Here is a 22,605-nt window from a genome sequence, read left to right on the forward strand (position 1 = left end):
GTTAAAATGAAGCTGCCAGAGTCGTGTTGCTAACGTATTGCAGGTAGCATATGTTGCCTTTACGCCCATAATATGACAATGGTAAGTCTGTCTATGAATTAGATTTTATCGTCATCAACACGCCATAATGTTGTTGTACCCTATCTCCACAGCGGAAGGGTATGAATATTGGATGAACCTTCAGTACATGAGTTGAGCGGAGTGACAATGGGTCAGGACAAACTCTATATAGAGAAAGAATTAAGTTGGTTATCCTTTAATGAGCGAGTACTTCAGGAAGCAGCGGATAAAAGCAATCCATTAATCGAACGCATGCGCTTTCTGGGCATTTACTCCAGCAACCTTGATGAATTTTATAAAGTCCGTTTTGCCGACTTGAAAAGACGCATTCTGATTAACGAAGAACAAGGTCTGGACGGCAATCTGCGGCATCTTTTAGGCAAAATTCAGGCGCGTGTACTAAAAACCGATCAACTCTTTGACAGCTTGTATAACGAACTGCTGCTGGAGATGGCGCGTAACCAAATTTTTCTGGTCAACGAACGTCAGGTTTCCCCTAATCAGCAGGAGTGGCTGAGGGATTACTTTCGGCAATATCTGCGCCCGCACATCACGCCAATACTGATCTTTAACGAAACCAATTTGGTGGAGTTCCTGAAGGATAACTACACCTATCTGGCCGTCGAAATCATTCGTGGCGATGCGATCAGTTATGCCCTGCTGGAAATTCCTTCGGATAAAATACCGCGTTTCGTCAACCTGCCTGCGGAAGCGCCGCGTCGCCGTAAGACCATGATCCTTATAGATAACATTCTGCGTTACTGTCTTGATGATATCTTCAAGGGCTTCTTTGATTATGATGCGCTGAACGCGTATTCCATGAAGATGACGCGCGATGCGGAATACGATCTGGTCACGGAAATGGAATCCAGCCTGTTGGAGTTGATGTCCTCCAGCCTGAAACAGCGCTTAACCGCCGAACCGGTGAGATTCGTCTATCAGCGTGACATGCCGGACGCGATGGTCACGATGCTACAAGAGAAACTGGGGATTTCATCCTTTGACTCCGTGATCCCCGGCGGGCGTTATCATAATTTCAAAGATTTTATTTCTTTCCCGAACGTTGGACGCGCCAATCTGGTCAACAAACCGTTGCCTCGCCTGCGGCACACGGGATTCAACCATTTTCGCAACGGGTTTGATGCGATCCGCGAACGTGACATCCTGCTCTATTATCCGTACCACACCTTTGAACATGTGCTGGAGTTGCTGAGGCAGGCCTCTTTCGATCCCAGCGTGTTGTCCATCAAAATCAATATTTACCGCGTCGCCAAGGACTCACGCATCATAACCTCGATGATTCATGCGGCGCACAACGGCAAGAAAGTTACGGTGGTCGTGGAACTACAGGCACGCTTTGACGAAGAAGCGAATATCCACTGGGCCAAGCGTCTGACCGAAGCTGGCGTACACGTCATTTTCTCGGTACCCGGGCTGAAGATACATGCCAAGCTGTTTCTTATTTCCCGTCGTGAAGGGGAAAACATCGTGCGTTACGCACATATAGGCACCGGTAACTTCAACGAAAAAACCGCCCGTCTGTATACCGACTATTCGCTGCTGACCGCCGATGAACGCATTACCAACGAAGTCCGTCGCGTCTTCAACTTCATTGAAAACCCTTACCGTCCGGTCAGTTTCGAGCACCTCCTGGTGTCACCACAAAACTCCCGCGACAAACTTTACCAACTGATCGATACCGAGACCAAAAACGCGCTGGCTAATCGTGATGCAGGCATTACGCTTAAGGTAAATAATCTGGTGGATAAAGGGCTGGCGGAAAAGCTGTATCAGGCTTCCTCTGCGGGCGTGAAGATTAACCTGCTGGTACGCGGCATGTGCTCATTGATCCCTAATCTGCCGGGGATCAGTGAAAATATTCAGGTCATCAGTATTCTTGACCGCTATCTGGAACACGATCGGGTGTATGTCTTCAACAACGGTGGGGACAAAAAAGTCTACCTCTCCTCCGCCGACTGGATGACCCGTAATATTGATTATCGCATTGAAGTCGCAGTGGAAATCCTTGATCCCATTTTGAAAAACCGCGTACTGGAAACACTGGATATTCTGTTCAGCGACACGGTGAAAGCCCGCGTCATTGATAAAGAGTCGAGCAACCGCTATGTATCACGCGGCAACAAGCGTAAAGTACGCGCGCAAAATGCCATTTACGACTACATCAAGGCGTTGGAGCAACCTGGAGATAAGCCTGAATAATGCCGTTAACGAACAATGAAAAAATCGAGATGAAACCGCAAGAATTCGCGGCTATCGACCTGGGCTCCAATAGTTTTCACATGGTGATCGCACGCGTGGTAAACGGTGCACTTCAGGTGTTGGGGCGTTTAAAACAGCGGGTACATCTGGCCGACGGGCTGGACAACAAAAGTGTGCTCAGTGAAGAAGCTATTCAACGTGGCTTAAGCTGTCTGGCGCTGTTTGCCGAACGTCTGCAAGGTTTTCCGGCAATGAACGTCTCCATCGTCGGAACGCACGCGCTGCGTCAGGCGGCCAACGCGCAGGAGTTTTTGCGTCGTGCGGCGGATATCATCCCCTATCCGATAGAGATCATTTCCGGTCATGAGGAAGCCCGCCTGATTTTTATGGGCGTAGAGCATACGCAGCCGGAAAAAGGCCGCAAACTGGTTATCGATATCGGCGGTGGTTCTACAGAGCTGGTTATCGGGGAAGATTTCGAACCGATGCTGGTAGAAAGCCGTCGAATGGGGTGTGTCAGCTTCGCACAGCAATTTTTCCCCAATGGTGAAATCAGTGAAGCCAATTTCAAGCGCGCTCGGTTGGCTGCGGCACAAAAGCTGGAAACGCTGTCCTGGGAATATCGCATATACGGCTGGAAATTCGCCCTCGGTGCATCTGGAACGATCAAAGCCACACACGAAATTCTGGTGGAGATGGGGGAAAAAGACGGTCTGATTACCCCCGAACGACTGGAAATGTTACGCACGCAAATCTTGCAGTTTAAGCACTTTAAATCACTGAGCCTGCCGGGGCTGTCCGAAGATCGGCAGTCGGTGCTGGTGCCGGGTTTGGCGATTTTGTGTGGTATTTTCGATGCGCTGGCGATCAAAGAATTACGCTTATCCGATGGCGCGCTGCGCGAAGGTGTGCTGTATGAAATGGAAGGCCGTTTCCGCCATCAGGATATTCGGATCCGTACCGCACAAAGTCTGGCGACCCATTACAATATCGACCGCGAGCAGGCGCGACGCGTGCGGGAAACCACGCAACAGCTCTATGCGCAATGGGCAGAGCAAAATCCGAGCCTGATGCATCCGCAGCTTGAGGCCATCTTAAACTGGGCTTCCATGCTGCATGAAGTCGGATTGGGCATTAACCATAGCGGCATGCACCGCCATTCCGCCTATATTCTGCAAAATACCAACCTGCCCGGTTTCAATCAGGAACAGCAGCTTGTACTGTCAATGATCGTGCGACTGCACCGTAAAGCCATCAAACTGGAAGAGTTACCGCGGCTGAATCTGTTCAAAAAGAAGCAGTATTTGCCACTGGTGCAACTCTTGCGCCTTGCCACACTGTTGAATAACCAGCGTCAGGCAACGACAACGCCAGAATCATTGCAATTACATACCGATGACAATTACTGGACGCTGACGTTCCCGCACGACTTTTTTACCAATAACACGTTGGTACAGCTCGATCTGGAACGTGAACAGGAATATTGGCAGGACGTTACCGGCTGGAAGCTGATGATTGAGGAAGAGAAAGGCTGATTACCGAAGGTGTTGCGCAAGAAATCTGGTGCGCATTGGACACCATAATAAGGCCCAATTGTACCACCGCGTTGGCGGGTTCATTCTGGTTAACATAAAGTTAACCAGAATGGGGCCGATACCAAATTGATGGCTGGTGAGAATTTTAACCAACATCGTGCAACCTCGGTGGAAAGGCGCGCTTTCTTTTCATGCCGGATAGTAATCCAACTCAACGTTAAGGAGAGAAAAATGGATGTATCACAGATTGCCTCACTCGCAACCGACCTCAGCAACCTGCGCACCAGCAGTGAGGCCAGTACGCTTGTGATGAAAAAAGCGCTCGACAGCCAGGAAGCTGTTGCTTTAGGTATTTTGCAAGCGTTACCCCCGCTGCCAGCAAACCCGGCGATCGGGCGTAACGTCAATACCACGGCGTAATTCCGTCGTACTACACAACCCGCTTATCCGTTTTTGAGCGGGTTTTTTGTACCACCTCTCCCTATCCTCATGTACTTTCCTCTTCGTGCTAGTTCCTAAAACCCCATCCCAGCACCGAACGTGCGGAAACCGAAGCGGTCATCACCTTTTTCACAGCGACGGATTGACCTCGTCTATCGCTTGTGCCTAAATAAACAACAGCGAATGTTCGCTTTCACAGAGGATTTACTGGTAATGTCCACACTTGCCCACAAACGACGATTATCGATACGCCCACGACGAAGTGGCTCTCGGATCGCTCGTGCCGTTTTACTCATCAGCTTCGTTATCCTTTTAGGCCGTTTTGCTTACTCCACCATCACCGCGTTTGGCCATCATCAAGACAAGCAGCAGCAGCGTGCTGAACAATTATTGCTTCCTACCAACGTACTCATTAATCAGAAAGAGTAACGCTTAACCAAACCCGTCCCTTATATTCTACTTTTCTTCCTCAGGCTTTATTGCCTTCGCATTCTCGTGTTCGTTCTTCACGCCCGCGCACATTGCCCATTCAACCTTTGCCGTACAAATAAAAAAACGGCAGTGCGAATCTTCGCAGCTACCGTTTTCAACTCTCAGTAATACACTTACATCAAACCAGACTTAGACGATGGTCAAGGTCACATCGATGTTGCCACGCGTTGCATTGGAGTAAGGGCAAACGATGTGGGCTTTCTGCACCAGATCTTCAGCCACCGCACGCTCCAAACCTGGCAGAGAAATTTTTAACTCAACCTCAATACCAAATCCTGTAGGGATGGCGCCGATACCTACGCTACCGTTTACCGTGGTATCAGCCGGTACGGCGATTTTCTCACGCGCACCGACAAATTTCATGGCACCAAGGAAACAGGCAGAATAGCCGGCGGCAAACAACTGCTCTGGGTTAGTCCCCTCGCCGCCGGCACCGCCCAGTTCACGTGGCGTCGTCAATTTAATATCAACCGCGTTGTCGGAAGATACTGCACGACCATCACGACCCCCAGTGGCCTGAGCATGAGCAACGTATAATACTTTTTCAATAGACATAATGTGACTCCAGATAGTTAAGGAAATAGGGATGCTGCTGTTATTTCATTTACATAGCAAAAAATTAAATCGCACACTATTTAATGAGTTAAAATAAATTACTTAAAAACATGACACTACATAACAAATCTTACGATGTGTATAGAACAAGTGCGTGTTTAAAGATGTCCGATAAGGCTCTTACGTAGCATTTCAAGATCCTTTTTGATCGTCTGTAACTGTTCAAGATGACATTCCGTCGCACAAAACACGCTTTCAGGAATCGCTCGCGCCTGTTGCTGAAGGGCACGTCCTGCTTCGGTTAACCCAATCAGTACCTGACGTTCATCTTCCGTACCTCGGTTACGCACCACTAATCCTGCGCTTTGCAACCGTTTGAGCAATGGTGTCAGCGTCGCGGAATCCAGATACAGCCGCTCGCCCAGTTCAGATACCGTCAATCCCTCTCGTTCCCACAGTATCAGCATGACCAGATATTGGGGATAAGTCAGATTCAGCTCAGACAGCAAACGGCGATACAGCTTATTCATTGCCAGATTGGCAGAATACAGTGCGAAGCATAGCTGTCCATCCAGTTTGTAAGCGTTGTCGTTCATCGTCTCTGCCATCGGTGTCTGTTACGTTTCTGAGACTGACTTTATATCGCCAAAAACTAAATAGCAAACGATTTAATTTCACGTTAAATAAAAATCAGCATAAAAAACACTCTCGGCCAGTATCAGTTCGTTTTTCAGACTGCGATTCGCCAGTAATCCTATTCTTAATCTACTGATTTTGCGCTACGTTTAATAAAACATGGATAAAAAACAGACCGAGCATAAAACATTATGTCGAGTGTAAAAAAGCTTACCGACCTCCGACGCCGCATCTCCCTTCTGCTATTGGAAAATAAAGAACTGGTTGAAGACATCATCAATCGGCAACCCCCTATCACAGAACATGACGAAACCACGTTAGGCGACAAAACGGTTTTAAGTAACAAAATCAGGCTACGTGAAAAAAGTATTCTGCTCGATCAAACCGCAGAAATCAGCGAACTGATCGTCGCTCTCCATGCGGCTGACCTGGCCGATTTACTAGAGTCGTTACCACAGGATGAACGTCTGGCGCTCTGGCGGCTCATCCCCATAGCGAAACGTGGTCGCGTTTTGATTGAAGCCTCTGACAGTATTTCCGACGATCTGATCGGCGATATGCAGGATAAGGAAATTTTAAGGGCAGTTCGGGTACTCGATGTGGATGAACAGGCGCAATTATCTCGCCTCGTTCCCCGCCATTTATTGGGCCGAATACTGACCTCGCTTGAGCCGAAACAGCGCGCGCAGCTACGTGCCGCCATCAATTATGATGAAGATTGCCTTGGCCACATGATGGACTTCAAACTCATCACCATACGCGCCGATGTCACGCTTGCAGCCGTACAGCGCTATCTGCGCTACCGTAAAACCATTCCTGAATCTACCGATAAGCTGTTCGTGACCGACCGCAAAAATACGCTAATCGGTGAGTTATCTCTGGCGAGTATCCTGCTCCACTCACCTCATGCTTTGGTTACCGACGTTATGGATGCTCAGCCGCTGAGGTTTCAGCCTGAAGATAAAGTCAAAGAAGCCGCCGGGGCTTTTGAACGTTACGACCTAATCTCCAGCGCCGTAGTGGACAGCAAAGGCAAACTAATGGGACGCCTGACAATTGAGGATATCGTTGATGTCGTGAACAGGCAAAGCGACAGTAATCTGCGGCGTTCAGCAGGGTTAACGCCCTCTGAAGATGTTTATGCACCGGTATATAAATCATTCCGTAATCGCTGGGCGTGGCTAGCCATCAACCTTTGTACCGCACTTATCGCTTCACGAGTCATTGGTTTGTTTGAACACACGCTATCCCATTTAGTTGCGCTGGCAACACTCATGCCAATTGTCGCCGGAATCGGCGGGAATACCGGTAACCAAACAATCACCATGATTGTACGCGCACTGGCGCTACATCAACTTGAGCACGGTAAAAAATCGTACCTGCTGCTCAAAGAATTAGGCGTTGCACTGGTAAACGGGGTGATATGGGGCACGATGATGGGCGTGGTCACCTTCCTGCTCTATGGCAACCCTGCTATGGGTGGCGTGATGATGCTGGCAATCTTGTTAAATTTGCTGCTCGCCGCGTTGATGGGGGTTGCGATTCCGCTGGTTATGATGAAGCTTGGACGCGACCCAGCCATCGGTTCCAGCGTGATGATTACGGCAATCACCGACACTGGTGGTTTCTTTATCTTCCTTGGACTGGCAACGCTGTTCCTGCTGCCTTAAACATATGCAATGTAAAAAGGGCTTTAATCAAAGCCCTTTTCGCTCACCTTTCCCAGCCTGAACTTAACTCACGCGACCCGCACCGCCGGATGCCTGACACAAATAGATGGACGGCTGAAGACCGGTGCGTGCCGGATATTCACGTTCGATCACCTGTTTGACTTCATCCGTCAGCGCCGAAGGAATCAGCGCAACAATACAGCCACCGAAACCGCCGCCAGTCATACGCACGCCGCCCCGATCGCCAACATAATCCTGAATCAGTGCCACCAGCGTATCGATCGGCGGTACGGTAATTTCAAAATCGTCGCGCATGGAGACATGTGATTCGGCCATCAGCGTAAACAAACGGTGTGCATCTTGGCGCGCTAGCGCATCAGCCGCTTCCAATGTGCGGCGATTTTCGGTAATGACGTGTCGCGCACGGCGAATCGCTACCGGATCCAGCCCTTCGATTCCCGCCTCAAACTGTGACAGTGATACATCACGCAGCGCCTTGACGTTAAAGTGACGCGCAGCGGCTTCGCACTGCTGGCGACGCGTGTTGTATTCGCTGTCCACCAGCCCACGGCGCACGTTGGAATTCACGATCAGCACATCCACACCATCAAGCATACGAACAGAGCGCCCTTCCAGAGAGCGGCAGTCGATCAACATCGCCTGACCTGCACGCCCTTGAGCGGAAATAAACTGATCCATAATACCGCAGCTACAGCCAACAAAATGGTTTTCCGCCTGCTGACCGTTTAGCGCCACATCCAACTGGCTGATGTTCAGGTTATTCAATTCCTTGAACGTCTGCCCGATCGCCACTTCCAGCGAGGCCGATGAGCTTAGCCCTGCGCCAGAAGGCACATTGCCGGAAACCACCATATCCATGCCGCTGAGTAACAAACCACGCGCCAGCAAAAACTTCACTGTTCCACGGATATAGTTCGCCCAGACATATTCCGGATGAGGCTCTATTTCTTTAGCAAGATCAAATTCATCCAGTTGATTGTCATAGTCCACCGCGATCACTCGCACGATGCCATCCTGACGCACTGCCGCACTGACAACCGTCTGATAGTCGATAGCGCAAGGCAAAACAAAACCGTCATTATAATCGGTGTGTTCACCAATCAGGTTGACACGACCGGGGGCCTGAATCGCGGCATGCGGCGCATAACCAAATAAACGGACAAAAACAGACTCGGTTAACTGACGTAGAGAATCAATACGGCTCATAAAATGACCTCAAATTTGCTCACGAAAATGGATATCACTCACGTTGCGTAAACGTTCAGCGGCCTGTTCTGCCGTCAGATCACGCTGTGCTTCGGCCAGCATTTCATAACCAACCATAAATTTACGTACACTGGCTGACCGTAATAACGGCGGATAAAAATGGGCATGCAACTGCCAATGTTGGGTGTCATTGCCATTAAACGGCGCACCGTGCCACCCCATCGAATAAGGGAATGAACACTGAAACAGGTTGTCATAACGACTGGTCAATTTTTTAAGGATCAACGCCAGATCGTCACGCTGAATCCCATTTAGCTGCGGCAACTGCTGTACAGCAAACTTGGGCAGCAGCAACGTTTCAAATGGCCACGATGCCCAATAAGGGACAACCGCTAACCAGTGTTCCGTTTCCACCACAATACGCGATCCGTCAGCCTGCTCACGCTGTACATAGTCCAGCAGTAACGGCGAACCATGGCGGGAGAAATAGTCTCGCTGCTGCTCATCCTCGCGCTGTACCTCGTTCGGTAGAAAATCGTTAGCCCAAACCTGCCCGTGTGGATGGGGATTGGAGCACCCCATCATCGTACCTTTGTTCTCAAACACCTGAACCCACGGATAGTGCTTACCCAGTTCCTCCGTTTGATCGCTCCACGTATCGATCACCGCTTTCAACGCGGGCAGCGAAAGCTGTGGCAGGCTTTTGCTGTGATCGGGAGAAAAACAAATCACACGGCTAACACCACGAGCTTGCTGCGCGCGAAAAAGCTCGTCATCACTCGACGGCGCATCTGGCGTGTCCTCCATCAGCGCTGAAAAGTCATTCGTAAAGACAAAGGTGCCCTGATAATACGGGTTGATATCGCCAGTAATGCGTTTATTGCCCGCACACAGATAACAGGTCGGATCGTAAGGTGGCGGCGTAGTGCGATCCGGTTCATCCTGCTGGCCTTGCCAGGGGCGCTTTGCGCGATGCGGGGAAACCAGAACCCATTCGCCTTTCAGCGGATTAAAACGGCGATGCGGATGTTCAGTTGGCTCAAACTGCATAAGCTATTCCTCAATACAAAACACAAATTCGGTGCAACAACGGCGCCATCCACAGCCAATTGTACGGCGCTAACAGCGCGTCAGCGGCCAGGAGGAAGCATCAGGTCAGTCTGCAAATTCAGCCAGAAAAACCTCTTAATGTAATCAGTTTCACTCTATGTTATGGATAAAATAGCTGTAATAATGCTGAACAACGATAGTGCGCTATCGTTTAGCTATCACACGAGTGTAATCGGTTACCCTAAATTTAAACCTCAGAATAGTATTTTGGAAGAGAGAAATGACCGATGATTGTTGATAGCGATCACATAAGTACAGTCTGGATCAAAAAGGAAAGGAGGTCGGATAGGTAACATTCCCCAAAAACCTGTACATTTATAAATATAAATAATCGATTTTCTCTTTTAACTTGTGCGTTAGGCTGCGGTCCGCCTCACCACGCCTTTGATCGTTCAGGAATGCCAATGGCCACAATAAAGGATGTCGCTCGTCTATCAGGTGTATCAGTCGCTACGGTTTCGCGCGTAATCAATAACTCCCCCAAAGCCAGCACGGCCTCAAGGGAAGCCGTACACAAGGCCATGGCGGAGTTGCAATATCATCCAAATGCCAATGCCAGAGCGCTCGCACACCAAAGTGCCGAGACAATGGGGCTGGTCGTTGCAGATGTGTCCGATCCCTTTTTCGGGACAATGGTCAAATCTGTTGAACAAATTGCACAGGCAACTGGCAATTTCCTGCTGATTGGTAACGGCTACCACAATGCCGAGCAGGAAAAGAAAGCCATTGAGCAATTGATTCGCCACCGCTGCGCGGGATTGATCGTGCATGCAAAAATGCTTTCGGATGGGGAACTGGCAGCATTGATGAGCCATATTCCAGATATGGTGCTCATCAACCGTACATTGCCCGGTTATGAAAACCGCTGCGTTGCGCTCGACGATCGCTATGGTTCCTGGTTGGCAACACGCCATCTGATTCAGGAAGGGCATCAGAGGATCGGCTTTCTCTGTTCTAACCACCAAATTTCCGACTCCGTCGACCGCCTGCAAGGCTATATGGATGCGCTGCAAGAGCACGGTATTCCACGGGATGAGCGCCTCATTGCGCGTGCCTCACCAGACGAAGTGGGCGGCGAGTCCGCCATGACGGAGCTTTTGAGTCGGGGCGGCAATATGACAGCAGTGGTGTGCTATAACGACTCTATGGCGGCAGGAGCCCTGTCCGTCCTGAGCGATAACAGTATCAACGTACCGCAAGATATGTCGGTTATTGGGTTTGATGATGTCTTGATCGCCCGCTACCTTCGCCCTCGACTGACCACCGTGCACTATCCGGTTTCCGCCATGGCCATTCAGGCAGCGGAATTAGCTATCGCGTTATCTCACGGTAAACAACTCAACGAAACGACGAATATGTTTAGCCCGACGCTGGTACGCCGCCATTCAGTAAGCCCTCCCACCCGCAAGAAATAACAGTCTTCCATCAATGCTGTCTGCCTGATGCGATAATCCGCGTCAGAACGGGCAGCGAGACCATTGCGCGCTTGAATTCACATATCTTGTTTTTTCTCTTCCTTCAGCAAGCACGCTTTCTCTCTATTCCAGAAATGTGTCCGACTCAATATCGCATTACACCTTTTATGCAACGTTTCCGATTGTGGTATAAAAAAAATTTTATGCTGCATTTGAGGTACACGAGCAAAACGTGTAACCAGTTACACACCATTACATAGCGAATAACATCAGGTTAATACTAATAAATAACCCAATAACGGCCTGTAACACCGTTAACTTAGTGTAAATTTTGGTGTAACTCTTTTGTTTTTTGTGAGAACAATCATGTCACGTACTATTTTATTCCCCCATAATCCTTCGCCATGAGTGGAAACGTTTTACCTCCGTTCACATCATGTTATTTGGAACATCCACATTCTTACCCGAATAAGCGAAAGGTATATTATGAAAAGAAAACTGCTGACGACATCCATTGCGCTGAGTTTGGCAATGCTGGCAACCCCTTCTTATTCTGTTGATTTTTCAGGATACTTCCGTTCTGGGGTGGGTGCTTCAAACCACGGAAAACAACAGACAGCCGATAAAAATCTCGTTGGGCGCTTAGGTAACGAAAGCGATACTTATGGTGAAATTCAACTAGGGCAGCAGTTGTATAACGAAGATGGGAAAACGTTTTACGTTGATAGTATGGTTTCTATGTGGTCAGACAGCTCAAACGGTGATGAAAGCACCGCAAACGACGATGCCACTTTCGGTTTACAGCAGTTTAATTTGAAAGCGAAAGGCTTTGTGCCTGGGCTACCGGATGCCACGGTATGGGCGGGGAAACGCTACTATCAGCGTCATGACTTGCACATCATCGATACCAAATACTGGAATATCTCCGGTGCGGGTGCCGGGATCGAAAACATCAAAGCCGGTGAAGGTGCTTTCTCGTTTGCCTGGATCCGTGCCGATGCCGAAAACATGAACGTCGACTGTAGCAACAGTGTCAACAGTCAGGAATGTCAAAACAGAACTGACACCTACAACGATCTGAATATCAACTATCTGGACGCACGCTATGCGGGCTGGAAGCCGTGGGACGGTGCGTGGACAGAGTTCGGAATCTCCTACGCGATGCCAAATGAGGCGGACACGCAGAAAAATATCTTCCTCGCGGAAGGGCAAAAATTCGATCCTAAAAACTCGATGATGATCACGGGCGAGCTCAGCCACTACTTCTCTGGCCTCAAATCCAACCAGAAACTGGTGCTGCAATATGCCGACAAAGGGCTGGCGCACAACATGGTGGATCAGGGCGGCGGCTGGTATGACGTCTGGAGCATTAACGGCAGCGCTAAAGGCTACCGCGTCATTCAGACCGGTGATCTGCCGATCACTGATAATATTTCTCTTAGCCATGTTCTGACCTACGGTAAAGCGGATGAAATCAAACGCGGGCACGACAGCACAGAGTTATTGTCTGCGGTAGGCCGTGGTCAATATGTCTGGACCAAGAACCAAAAAACCTATCTGGAAGCTGGCGCGTATCAAAAAACAGATAGCTGGAAAGCCGGTACAGAAACCAAATACAGTGGTGAGAAATACACGCTGGCACACGCTTTCACCGCCGATATTCCCATGATGACACGCCCGGAACTGCGCTTCTTCGTGTCTTATCAAAACCGTGGAAATGAAAACCGCAACACCTTCAACGACGCTCGCAGCAATGCAGTGAACTTCGGTATTCAAGCGGAAGCCTGGTGGTAATCGGTCTCTAACCCTCAACCCGACGGGCTCATCATTCCTGTCGGGTATTTCCCAAAAGGCTTTCTACGGAGAGCCTTTTTCCGTTATAGATTATTATACGAATGCTTACTTCTATGCTGGTGCTGCGTATCGGTTTCGTGCGTGTTAAACACCGTATTTCTCTGTGATATCGTCACACGCCCGACAAGGCGCGCTCAGTCGCCGCAGCGCCTTGACCACTGGCTTTTCGGCGTGATTCGCGCCGCTATGCGGTTCCTTCGGTGTCCATGTCCGCTGCTCGGACCGCCTGCGACGTGCTCCCAGCACGGCGCAGGCTTTCGCGGCGTCCATGCCGCTCATCCAACGGCCATGTACACCTCAGCGCGAATTTTTACGCCTGGAACACACAGAACAGCGGCATATGTCGCAATAGATGATTTTATCAGTGCGGGATCAGCGCCCGCTAAGGGCGCTGTTTAATTGGGGGTTTTGCTATTTAGATCCAATGATTTAACTAAGCGCTGATACGCAGGCCATCGGCGTTGAACACCAGACAGTTAGTGGGGGAGAAGAAAACCTCAATGTGTTCATAGGGCTTGAAAGCGCTGTCGCCGGCCAGCAGAAGTTTGAAATTATCAATCCCGCAGCATTGACCGAACAGATAAGTGCTATTGCCTAAACGTTCGACGACTTCACAACCGAATGACAGGCGAATCCCCTCACCTTCCGGTGAAACGTGTTCTGGCCGTAGCCCCAGCGTTACCGTACTGCCAGTGCCCAACTCACTGGTACGGATCGGCAGCTCAAGCTGTAGCTGATCGGCGACATTTACCGTCAGACTATCCGGCGTCCAGTCGATAACCTGTGCAGGTAGGAAGTTCATTTTTGGCGAGCCAATAAACCCCGCTACAAACTGGTTAACCGGATGATAATAAAGCTCCATTGGTGATCCAACCTGCTCAACTTTACCGTAATTCATCACCACGATTTTGTCAGCCAGCGTCATGGCTTCGACCTGATCGTGCGTTACGTAGACCATCGTCGTTTTCAATTCCTGATGTAGCTTGGCTATGTGCAACCGCATATCCACTCGCAGCTCTGCATCAAGGTTCGACAGCGGTTCATCAAACAGGAATACTTTCGGGTTACGCACAATCGCGCGCCCTATCGCCACACGCTGACGCTGGCCGCCTGATAGCTCTTTCGGTTTGCGTTCCAGCAAATGAGACAGTTGCAGCGTCTTCGCCACCATTTCGATCTGGTGCTTAATCTGGTCTTTCGGGACGCCATTAACACGCAGGCCATAGCCCATATTCTCGGCGACGGTCATGTGCGGGTATAGCGCATAGGATTGGAACACCATCGCCACACCACGATGCGCGGGGGCGACATCATTCACTACCGCATCATCAATCATGATTTCACCGCCTGTGACATCTTCCAGTCCGGCAATCATTCTCAGCAACGTCGACTTACCGCAGCCAGACGGCCCAACAAAAACAGCGAACTCTCCATCTGCAATCGTCAGATTCACATCGTGAAGCGTAATCGTTTTGCCAAAATGCTTACTAACTTTATCCAACTGGATCGACGCCATAACGGTAACCTCTTGATAATTTTGCTTTTCAGAATATAAGCGCAGAGTCACAACGGCCCAGTGGTCGTCTACTCAAAATGGCTCGGCAGCCCGTCCAGACGTATCCGCATCCGGCCAGGCTTACCTGCACGCTGGTCATAATCGCAATATAACAGCATGGTGTAACCGTTTGCACAAACAGGGGGTTACTTTTGTGCATAAGATCACAGCCTTTACATGTTTCACTGGCAGACGTGGCGCACTCTGCTTAATGTAATCGCCACTGGTGTAACCGTTACCCTAGCTTGTGAAAAACGCGCAATAAAGCATCACGCGCCACACAACGACGATCACCAAACAACGCGTGCTGTCAGATGCCTCATTCACTGCTGTGTACTGCCGTGCGATGTAACGTTACACCAACATCGTACAAGGACGACAAAAACGGCGAGAGCGGGAAGTGCGCAACGATTTCCTACCATGATTGGCCCACCAGGGCTTTGAGGACTAATGATGAAAATGAAAACACTGACCACCGTCATTATGATTTCACTGGGTATCACCGGCGTGCTCAGCAAATCAGCGCTGGCAGCCGACAAAGAACTTCTGGTCTGGGAAGATATCAAAAAATCTGACGGCATCGCCGACGCGATAAAAGCCTTTGAAAAACAGAATAATGTCAAAATCAAAGTGCTGGAGACGCCTTACGCTCAGCAGATTGAGAAACTCCGTCTGGATGGCCCAGCGGGTATCGGCCCAGATGTGATCGTGATGCCACACGATCAGGTTGGCACCGCCGTGGTTCAGGGGTTAATTAGCGAATTGAAGCTGGATCAGGCGTTCCTGTCGAGTTTCACCAAACCTGCACTGGAAGCGCAAACCTATAACGGCAAGCTGTACGGCGTGCCGAAAGCGGTTGAAACCACCGTACTGGTGTACAACAAAGACCTGATGCCACAACCGCCGGAAAAATTCGACGACCTGTTCGCCTTCTCTAAACAGCAGCGTGCCGAAGGTCGCTATGGTCTGTTGGCAAAATTTGATGAGATTTATTACGCCTATGGCGTCATCGCCGGGATGGGCGGCTACATTTTCGGCCAGAACAGCAACGGGTCACCGAATGTAAAAGACATCGGTCTGGATAAACAAGCCACCATCGACGCCGTCAACTACATCAAGAAATTCTACACAGATGGCCTGTTCCCGCCCGGTATCGTTGGTGAAACCGGCGCTAACGCCATCGACTCCCTGTTTACTGAGAAAAAGGCCGCAGCCGTGATTACCGGTCCGTGGGCATTCCAGCCGTACAAAAATGCAGGCGTAAACTACGGCGTCGCCCCACTGCCGCTGCTGCCAAACGGCGAACACCCGCGTTCACTGCTGGGTGTAAAAGGCTACAGCATCTCCACCTACTCCAAGAACAAAGATCTGGCACAGAAATTCATTGAGTTCATCAATCAGCCGGAATACGCCAAAGTTCGCTTCCAGTTGACCGGAGAAATCCCACCGATTGCCGCACTGGTTGACGATCCACTGATTAAGGATGACGAAAAATCTCGTGCTGTCGCGATCCAGTCTGGTTATGCCGTCCCGATGCCGAGCGTACCGGAAATGCAGGAAGTCTGGACGCCAGCCAACAGTGCGCTGCAATTGAGCGTGACGGGCAAACAGGACACTAAAGCGGCGTTGGAGTCCGCCGTGAAGGTAATAAAAATGCAAATCGAAGCTAACCACAGTAACCAGTAAACCACTGCACCACTGTGGGTCAACATGGGATCCCCTTGTTTATCCCCACTCGGTTTCGGGATGTGGGGGATACCATGTTTTTAAGAAAATGGAGGTAGATGTGACCATCAACGCCAGCGGCCTTACGCCACAAGAAAGAGGACATCGCCACGCCAGAACGGCTGTATTGCTGGCGCTCGTCCCCGGACTCGGACAGATTTATAATCGCCAGTTCGTCAAAGGTGCGCTTTTCTTTATCGTCATGGTCTGCTTCATCGGCATATTCCATGATTTCCTGCGGAACGGCGCCTGGGGGCTTATCACGCTAGGCACCGAACTGCCGCGCGATCACTCTATTTTTCTGCTGGCAAAAGGCATTATCAGTGTGATCGTCGCCGCCTTTGGTGTCGGCGTCTACTATTACAGCCTACGTGATGCCTACGTCTGCGGCACCAGACGTGATAAAGGCCTACCGTTGAACAGCGTGAAGAAGCAATATCAGATGCTGCTGAGCGAAGGTTTCCCTTATCTGATGATCACGCCAGGCTTCATCCTGCTGGTGTTTGTCGTGGTTTTTCCGATTATTTTCGGTTTTTCCATTGCCTTTACTAATTACAATCTCTACCACACGCCGCCCGCCAAGCTGGTCGACTGGGTGGGGATGACGAATTTTATCAACATCTTCCGGCTCGATCTCTGGCGCTCGACGTTCTTTGACGTGCTGCAATGGACGGTAATTTGGACACTGATTGCGACCACACTCCAGTGCGCCGTGGGCATCCTGCTGGCGATTTTGGTGAACCAGAAAGGCCTGCGCTTTAAGCCACTGATCCGCACCATCCTGATCCTGCCGTGGGCAGTGCCAGGTTTCGTGACCATCCTGGTCTTCGCTGGGATGTTTAATGAAACGTTTGGCGTGATTAATAACGGCATTCTGGCTGCCCTAGGGATTGAACCTAAAGCGTGGATGACCGATCCGTTCTGGACCAAGACCGCGTTGATCCTGATGCAAACCTGGTTAGGCTTTCCGTTTGTGTTCGCCATGACGACCGGCGTATTGCAGGCTATTCCTGATGATTTGTACGAAGCCGCAACCATTGACGGTGCCAGCAGTTGGTACAAGCTGACTACCATCACGCTGCCGCTGGTGCTCTACTCCATTGCGCCCATCATCATCACGCAGTACACGTTCAACTTTAATAATTTCAACATCATCTATCTGTTCAACAACGGTGGCCCGGCAGTGATCGGCTCCAACGCAGGCGGGACAGATATTCTGGTGTCTTGGATTTATAAGCTGACCATGTCTTCTTCCCAATATGCGATCGCCGCCAGCATCACCATTCTGCTGTCGATCTTTGTCGTGGGGATCGCGCTGTGGCAGTTCCGCGCCACCAATTCCTTCAAACAAGACAACATGGCATAGGAAAGCGCGCAGATGAAAAAACACAGCGTAAAACGCCAGAATTTTATCAAACTCGGCCTGACCTACCTGCTGCTGACGATTGTGGCCGTCATCATTATTTATCCACTGATCTGGACGGTAGGCGCGTCGCTTAACCCGGGCAGCAGCCTGCTCAACACCTCGATCATCCCGGATAACTTCTCCTTTATTCACTATGAGGAGTTGTTTAACGGCCAGATTGACTATGCCGCCTGGTACTGGAACTCGATGAAAATCAGCTTCCTGACCATGATTTTGACGCTCGTCAGCGTCAGTTTCACCGCGTATTCCTTCTCTCGCTTCCGCTTTCGCGGCCGCCAGAACGGGCTGATGCTGTTTCTGCTGTTGCAGATGATCCCGCAGTTCTCCGCATTGATCGCCATTTTCGTACTGGCACAGATGCTGGGGCTGGTGAACAGCCATATTGCGCTGGTGCTGGTTTACGTCGGTGGCATGATCCCGATGAACACTTATCTGATGAAAGGCTATCTGGATGCTATTCCGAAAGATCTGGATGAATCCGCGCGTATGGACGGCGCGGGCAACTTCCGCATCTTTATCGAGATCATTATGCCGCTGTCCAAGCCGATCATTGCGGTGATTGCCCTGTTCTCATTTACCGGTCCACTGGGTGATTTCATTCTCTCCAGCACCATCCTGCGCACGCCGGATCAATACACGTTACCTATCGGGCTTTACAACCTGGTCGCGCAAAAGATGGGCGCTAGCTACACCACCTACGCCGCAGGTGCCGTGCTGATCGCGGTACCGGTCGCCATTCTTTATCTTTCATTGCAAAAGTACTTTGTCTCCGGCCTGACGTCAGGCGGGACCAAAGGGTAATGACTCAACATCTGTACCTATTCCAGGAACGTAAAATGAAAATGAAAAAACGCGTACTGATGGCCGCCATGCTCGCAACTGGCCTGCTGACTGTCTCCCTGCCGCAAACCCTGTATGCTGCAGAAAATGTGACGATCAACAAATTGACGAACGTCCCTGCCGACTTCATTAAAGGCGCGGACATTTCCATGCTGAACGAGGTGGAAAAGCACGGCGGAAAATTTTATGACGAGCATGGCAAGCAGAAAGATGCCATGCTGATCCTGAAAGAAAACGGCATTAACTATATCCGTCTGCGCATCTGGAACGATCCGAAAGATATGGCGGGCAATGGCTACGGCGGCGGTAACAACGATCTGGCGACCACGTTAGCGCTGGCTAAACGCGCCAAAGCGAACGGTATGAAAGTGCTACTGGATTTCCACTACAGCGATTTCTGGACCGATCCAGCCCACCAAAACAAGCCCAAAGCCTGGTCTGGCCTAAACGTAGCACAGCTCACTACGGCCGTGCATGACTACACCAAAGCCACCATTAGCGAATTCCAGAAAGCGGGCGTCATGCCGGATATGGTGCAGATCGGTAACGAACTGAACGGCGGGATGCTGTGGCCGGAAGGAAAAAGCTGGGGTCAAGGTGGCGGCGAATTCGATCGCCTCGCTGCATTACTGAAAGCCGGTATTCAGGGCGTGAAGGACGTACAAGGCGCGAATAACGTCAAAATCATGCTGCATCTGGCTGAAGGCACCAAAAACGACACCTTTATCTGGTGGTTTGATGAAATCGTCAAACGCAATGTCCCGTTTGATATCATCGGTGCCTCATTCTACACCTACTGGAACGGCCCCATCAGCGCGTTGCAGTACAACATGAACGACGTCACCAAGCGCTACAATAAAGACATCATCGTGGTTGAAGCAGCCTATGCCTATACACTGGAAAACTGCGATAACGCCGAAAACAGCTTCCAGCAAAAAGAGCTGGATGCAGGCGGCTATCCGGCTTCCGTTCAGGGGCAGGCCAACTACCTGCACGATCTGATGCAAAGCGTCATCAACGTTCCCAACCAACGCGGCAAAGGCGTCTTCTATTGGGAGCCAATCTGGTTACCTACTCCCGGCGCAACCTGGGCCACGAAAGCGGGCATGAAGTACAACAAGGACGAATGGAAGGAAGGCAACGCGCGGGAAAATCAGGCGCTGTTCGACTGCAAAGGCAACGTCCTGCCTTCCATCAAAGCGTTTAAGTCGTAAACCGTATTCAACACGTTGACAACCCGTTTAGGAGAGAACGATGTTTAAATTCCCCCCATTAAGCAGCAAGGTGCCTGTTCTGCTGCACGGTGCAGACTATAATCCAGACCAATGGCTGGACAACCCAGAGGTATTGGAAAAAGACATCGAGATGATGAAGCAGACCCAGTGCAACGTCATGTCCGTGGGCATTTTTAGCTGGTCCGGGATTGAGCCGGAAGAAGGTCGCTACGAATTTGGCTGGCTGGATGGCATCCTCGACATGCTGCATGCCAATGGGATCTTCGTTTTTCTGGCAACGCCCAGCGGTGCTCGCCCGGCCTGGCTCTCGCAGAAATACCCGGACGTGTTGCGTGTGGGTAGCAATCGCGTGCGGGCGCTGCACGGAGGTCGTCACAACCACTGCCTGAGTTCGCCGAATTATCGCGAAAAAGTAAAACAAATGAACACCCAGTTGGCAAAACGCTACTCGCACCATCCTGCGGTGATCGGCTGGCATATTTCCAACGAATACAGCGGCGAGTGCCATTGTGATACCTGTCGCAGCACCTTCCAAAGCTGGTTGAAAGCCCGCTACGGCACGTTAGAGGCGCTGAATAAAGCGTGGTGGAGCACCTTCTGGAGCCACACCTACACCGACTGGTCGCAGTTAGAACCACCGTCACCCATCGGTGAAGTCTCCATTCACGGCCTGAATCTGGACTGGAAACGTTTTAACACCTCACAGGTCAGTGATTTTTGTGCCGCCGAAATTGCGCCGCTAAAAGCCGAAAATCCGTCACTGCCAACCACGACGAACTTCATGGAATATTTCTATGATTACGACTACTGGCAGTTGGCGAAGGTGATCGATTTCATCTCCTGGGACAGCTACCCGCTGTGGCATAACGCGGAAGATGACTGCACGCTGGGTGCTTACACCGCGATGTATCACGACCTGATGCGCACGCTGAAAGGCGGCAAGCCTTTCTACCTGATGGAGTCGACGCCGAGCCTGACCAACTGGCAGCCGATCAGCAAACTGAAAAAGCCGGGTATGCATATCCTGTCTTCGCTTCAGGCCGTCGCGCACGGGTCAGACTCCGTGCAGTATTTCCAGTGGCGTAAGAGCCGCGGTTCCGTCGAGAAATTCCACGGTGCCGTCGTCGATCATGTCGGGCATATCGACACCCGTGTCGGGCGCGAAGTACAGGAGTTGGGTGACATACTCAATAAACTCGCTCCTGTCGCAGGCAGCAGGGTCGATGCGAAAGTCGCCATCGTTTTCGACTGGGAAAGCCGCTGGGCGATGGATAATGCTCAAGGGCCGCGCAATGCGGGGCTGTTCTATGAAAAAACCGTCACCGATCACTATCGGACGTTCTGGGAACAGGGCGTGGCGGTGGACATCATTAACGCCGATGTCGACCTCAGCGGTTATCAGGTTGTGATTGCACCGATGCTCTACATGGTGCGCGATGGTTTTGCCGAACGCGTCGATGCTTTCGTCAAACAAGGTGGCCGCTTCGTCACTACCTACTGGTCTGGTGTCGTTAACGACACCGATCTGTGCTACCAAAACGGTTTCCCCGGTCCGCTGCGCCCTATCATGGGAATTTGGGCGGAAGAAATCGACGGACTGTACGATCATGAAAGCAACAGTATCAGCGGTCTGACAGGGAATGAACAACGTCTGGCCGGCCCGTATCAGGTCACTCACCTGTGCGAACTGATTCATCTGGAAGGCGCACGGGCACTAGCGACCTATGACAGCGATTTCTATGCCGGACGTCCAGCCGTGACGGTCAATGATTACGGCAAAGGACAGGCGTACTACATCGCATCGCGCAACGATCTCGCCTTCCAGCGGGATTTCTTCACCACGCTGATACAAACGCTGGATCTACCGCGCGCGCTGCCAATCGATCTGCCTTACGGCATTGTCGCTCATCGTCGTGATGACGGGGAAAGCGAGTTTATCTTCGTACAGAACTACACGGCAACGCCGCAGCACATTACGCTGCCTGCCGTTTACGAGGAAATGACGACAGGCAGCACGCTTTCAGGGTCTATCGACCTGTCAGGCTACGGCTGCCGGATTCTACGCCGCGCATTACAGTAAAGATTCATGCTGATCAGTTAAGCATCGCAATACTGATGGGGCACCGGTGATGAGTGTTTCGACGAAACTCCATCACCGTGTGTCGCCTAACAGTAATGTTAGGTGAGTGGCATTACCATACGCACGCTGATAAACAAACGAAGAGGTGACTACGATGGGCAAGATTCACAATTTTCGGAAATTGTTCGCATCAATGTTGGGTAAGCAAATTACCGAAATTGAAATCGCTTCACCGCTAGACAAAGAGAATTTGCAGCAGTTAGTGAACGCCTTTGGTGGCAAAGAAAATATCGTCAGTCTGGATGCCTGCATCACCCGCCTGCGGGTCGAGGTTCACAGCCTGCGTCTGGTCAACAGCGACAGCCTGCAAAAGCTGGGTGCTATCGGCGTGATTATTGTCGGTCATCAGGTGCAGGCCATTTTCGGCACCCAGTCAGATAACCTACGGCGCGAACTGGCCGCCTGGTTTGAGGATGATGGCGCGGAAGCACACTAGCGACACGTTTTCGTCCCGACCGGTGATAAATAC

At 50.8% G+C, this 22,605-nt stretch carries 18 protein-coding genes; 13 read left to right on the forward strand and 5 right to left on the reverse strand.

What is annotated here, in order from left to right:
• Positions 1–207 precede the first annotated feature (207 nt).
• The 4 genes from ppk1 to A8F97_RS23250 all read left to right on the forward strand — a co-directional run bounded on the left by ppk1 (position 208) and on the right by A8F97_RS23250 (position 4,685).
• Complete coding sequence (gene ppk1 / locus A8F97_RS12220; protein ID WP_014699026.1) at positions 208–2,280, forward strand: polyphosphate kinase 1; 2,073 nt, start codon at positions 208–210, stop codon at positions 2,278–2,280.
• A complete protein-coding gene (gene ppx, locus A8F97_RS12225; RefSeq protein ID WP_014699025.1) occupies positions 2,280–3,815 on the forward strand; it encodes an exopolyphosphatase in 1,536 nt (511 codons plus the stop codon). The genes ppk1 and ppx overlap by 1 nt, the downstream gene beginning before the upstream one ends.
• Before the next feature lie 231 nt (positions 3,816–4,046).
• Complete coding sequence (locus A8F97_RS12230) at positions 4,047–4,235, forward strand: YjfB family protein (RefSeq protein WP_005970064.1); 189 nt, start codon at positions 4,047–4,049, stop codon at positions 4,233–4,235.
• Between the two features lie 234 nt (positions 4,236–4,469).
• Positions 4,470–4,685, forward strand: coding sequence for a YfgG family protein (locus A8F97_RS23250; RefSeq protein ID WP_014699024.1), 216 nt, complete (start codon positions 4,470–4,472; stop codon positions 4,683–4,685).
• 192 nt (positions 4,686–4,877) lie between these two features.
• Here the strand turns inward: A8F97_RS23250 and A8F97_RS12235 are convergent, their stop codons facing one another.
• Positions 4,878–5,303, reverse strand: a complete 426-nt coding sequence (locus A8F97_RS12235) for an organic hydroperoxide resistance protein (protein ID WP_014699023.1) — start codon at positions 5,301–5,303, stop codon at positions 4,878–4,880.
• Between the two features lie 158 nt (positions 5,304–5,461).
• Positions 5,462–5,911, reverse strand: coding sequence for a MarR family winged helix-turn-helix transcriptional regulator (locus tag A8F97_RS12240; protein WP_014699022.1), 450 nt, complete (start codon positions 5,909–5,911; stop codon positions 5,462–5,464).
• Positions 5,912–6,130: 219 nt separating this feature from the next.
• Here A8F97_RS12240 and mgtE point away from each other — a divergent pair, with 219 nt between their 5' ends.
• The gene (mgtE, locus tag A8F97_RS12245) at positions 6,131–7,609 is read left to right on the forward strand and encodes a magnesium transporter (RefSeq protein ID WP_033071056.1); all 1,479 of its coding nucleotides are present in this window, start codon (positions 6,131–6,133) and stop codon (positions 7,607–7,609) included.
• Positions 7,610–7,672: 63 nt separating this feature from the next.
• Here mgtE and galK read toward each other — a convergent pair whose 3' ends face one another.
• Both galK and galT read right to left on the reverse strand, forming a co-directional pair.
• A complete protein-coding gene (galK, locus tag A8F97_RS12250) occupies positions 7,673–8,836 on the reverse strand; it encodes a galactokinase (protein WP_014699020.1) in 1,164 nt (387 codons plus the stop codon).
• Between the two features lie 9 nt (positions 8,837–8,845).
• On the reverse strand, positions 8,846–9,886 hold the full coding sequence (gene galT / locus A8F97_RS12255; RefSeq protein ID WP_014699019.1) for a galactose-1-phosphate uridylyltransferase: 1,041 nt from the start codon (positions 9,884–9,886) through the stop codon (positions 8,846–8,848).
• A 464-nt stretch (positions 9,887–10,350) separates the two neighbouring features.
• Here galT and galR point away from each other — a divergent pair, with 464 nt between their 5' ends.
• Both galR and A8F97_RS12265 read left to right on the forward strand, forming a co-directional pair.
• The gene (galR, locus tag A8F97_RS12260; protein WP_014699018.1) at positions 10,351–11,361 is read left to right on the forward strand and encodes an HTH-type transcriptional regulator GalR; all 1,011 of its coding nucleotides are present in this window, start codon (positions 10,351–10,353) and stop codon (positions 11,359–11,361) included.
• A gap of 486 nt (positions 11,362–11,847) precedes the next feature.
• On the forward strand, positions 11,848–13,155 hold the full coding sequence (locus A8F97_RS12265; RefSeq protein WP_014699017.1) for a maltoporin: 1,308 nt from the start codon (positions 11,848–11,850) through the stop codon (positions 13,153–13,155).
• A gap of 493 nt (positions 13,156–13,648) precedes the next feature.
• Here A8F97_RS12265 and A8F97_RS12270 read toward each other — a convergent pair whose 3' ends face one another.
• Positions 13,649–14,731 (reverse strand): ABC transporter ATP-binding protein, encoded by a 1,083-nt coding sequence (locus A8F97_RS12270; protein WP_015729894.1) that lies wholly within the window; start codon positions 14,729–14,731, stop codon positions 13,649–13,651.
• A gap of 492 nt (positions 14,732–15,223) precedes the next feature.
• On the opposite strand from A8F97_RS12270, the gene A8F97_RS12275 reads away from it, so the two are divergent.
• The 6 genes from A8F97_RS12275 (at position 15,224) to A8F97_RS12300 (ending at position 22,572) form a co-directional block, all read left to right on the forward strand.
• A complete protein-coding gene (locus A8F97_RS12275) occupies positions 15,224–16,456 on the forward strand; it encodes an extracellular solute-binding protein (protein WP_014699015.1) in 1,233 nt (410 codons plus the stop codon).
• 88 nt (positions 16,457–16,544) lie between these two features.
• Positions 16,545–17,861: a carbohydrate ABC transporter permease gene (locus tag A8F97_RS12280; RefSeq protein ID WP_043898762.1), complete on the forward strand. Its 1,317-nt coding sequence runs from the start codon at positions 16,545–16,547 to the stop codon at positions 17,859–17,861.
• A 12-nt stretch (positions 17,862–17,873) separates the two neighbouring features.
• The gene (locus tag A8F97_RS12285) at positions 17,874–18,722 is read left to right on the forward strand and encodes a sugar ABC transporter permease (protein ID WP_011094699.1); all 849 of its coding nucleotides are present in this window, start codon (positions 17,874–17,876) and stop codon (positions 18,720–18,722) included.
• Between the two features lie 35 nt (positions 18,723–18,757).
• Positions 18,758–19,975 (forward strand): glycoside hydrolase family 53 protein, encoded by a 1,218-nt coding sequence (locus A8F97_RS12290; protein WP_033071055.1) that lies wholly within the window; start codon positions 18,758–18,760, stop codon positions 19,973–19,975.
• 40 nt (positions 19,976–20,015) lie between these two features.
• Entirely contained in the window at positions 20,016–22,076 is a 2,061-nt protein-coding gene (locus A8F97_RS12295) for a beta-galactosidase (RefSeq protein ID WP_033071054.1), read from the forward strand.
• A gap of 154 nt (positions 22,077–22,230) precedes the next feature.
• Positions 22,231–22,572: a PTS sugar transporter subunit IIB gene (locus A8F97_RS12300; RefSeq protein WP_011094702.1), complete on the forward strand. Its 342-nt coding sequence runs from the start codon at positions 22,231–22,233 to the stop codon at positions 22,570–22,572.
• Positions 22,573–22,605 lie beyond the last annotated feature (33 nt).

The organism is Pectobacterium parmentieri, from assembly GCF_001742145.1.
In the GTDB taxonomy this organism is placed as follows: domain Bacteria; phylum Pseudomonadota; class Gammaproteobacteria; order Enterobacterales; family Enterobacteriaceae; genus Pectobacterium; species Pectobacterium parmentieri.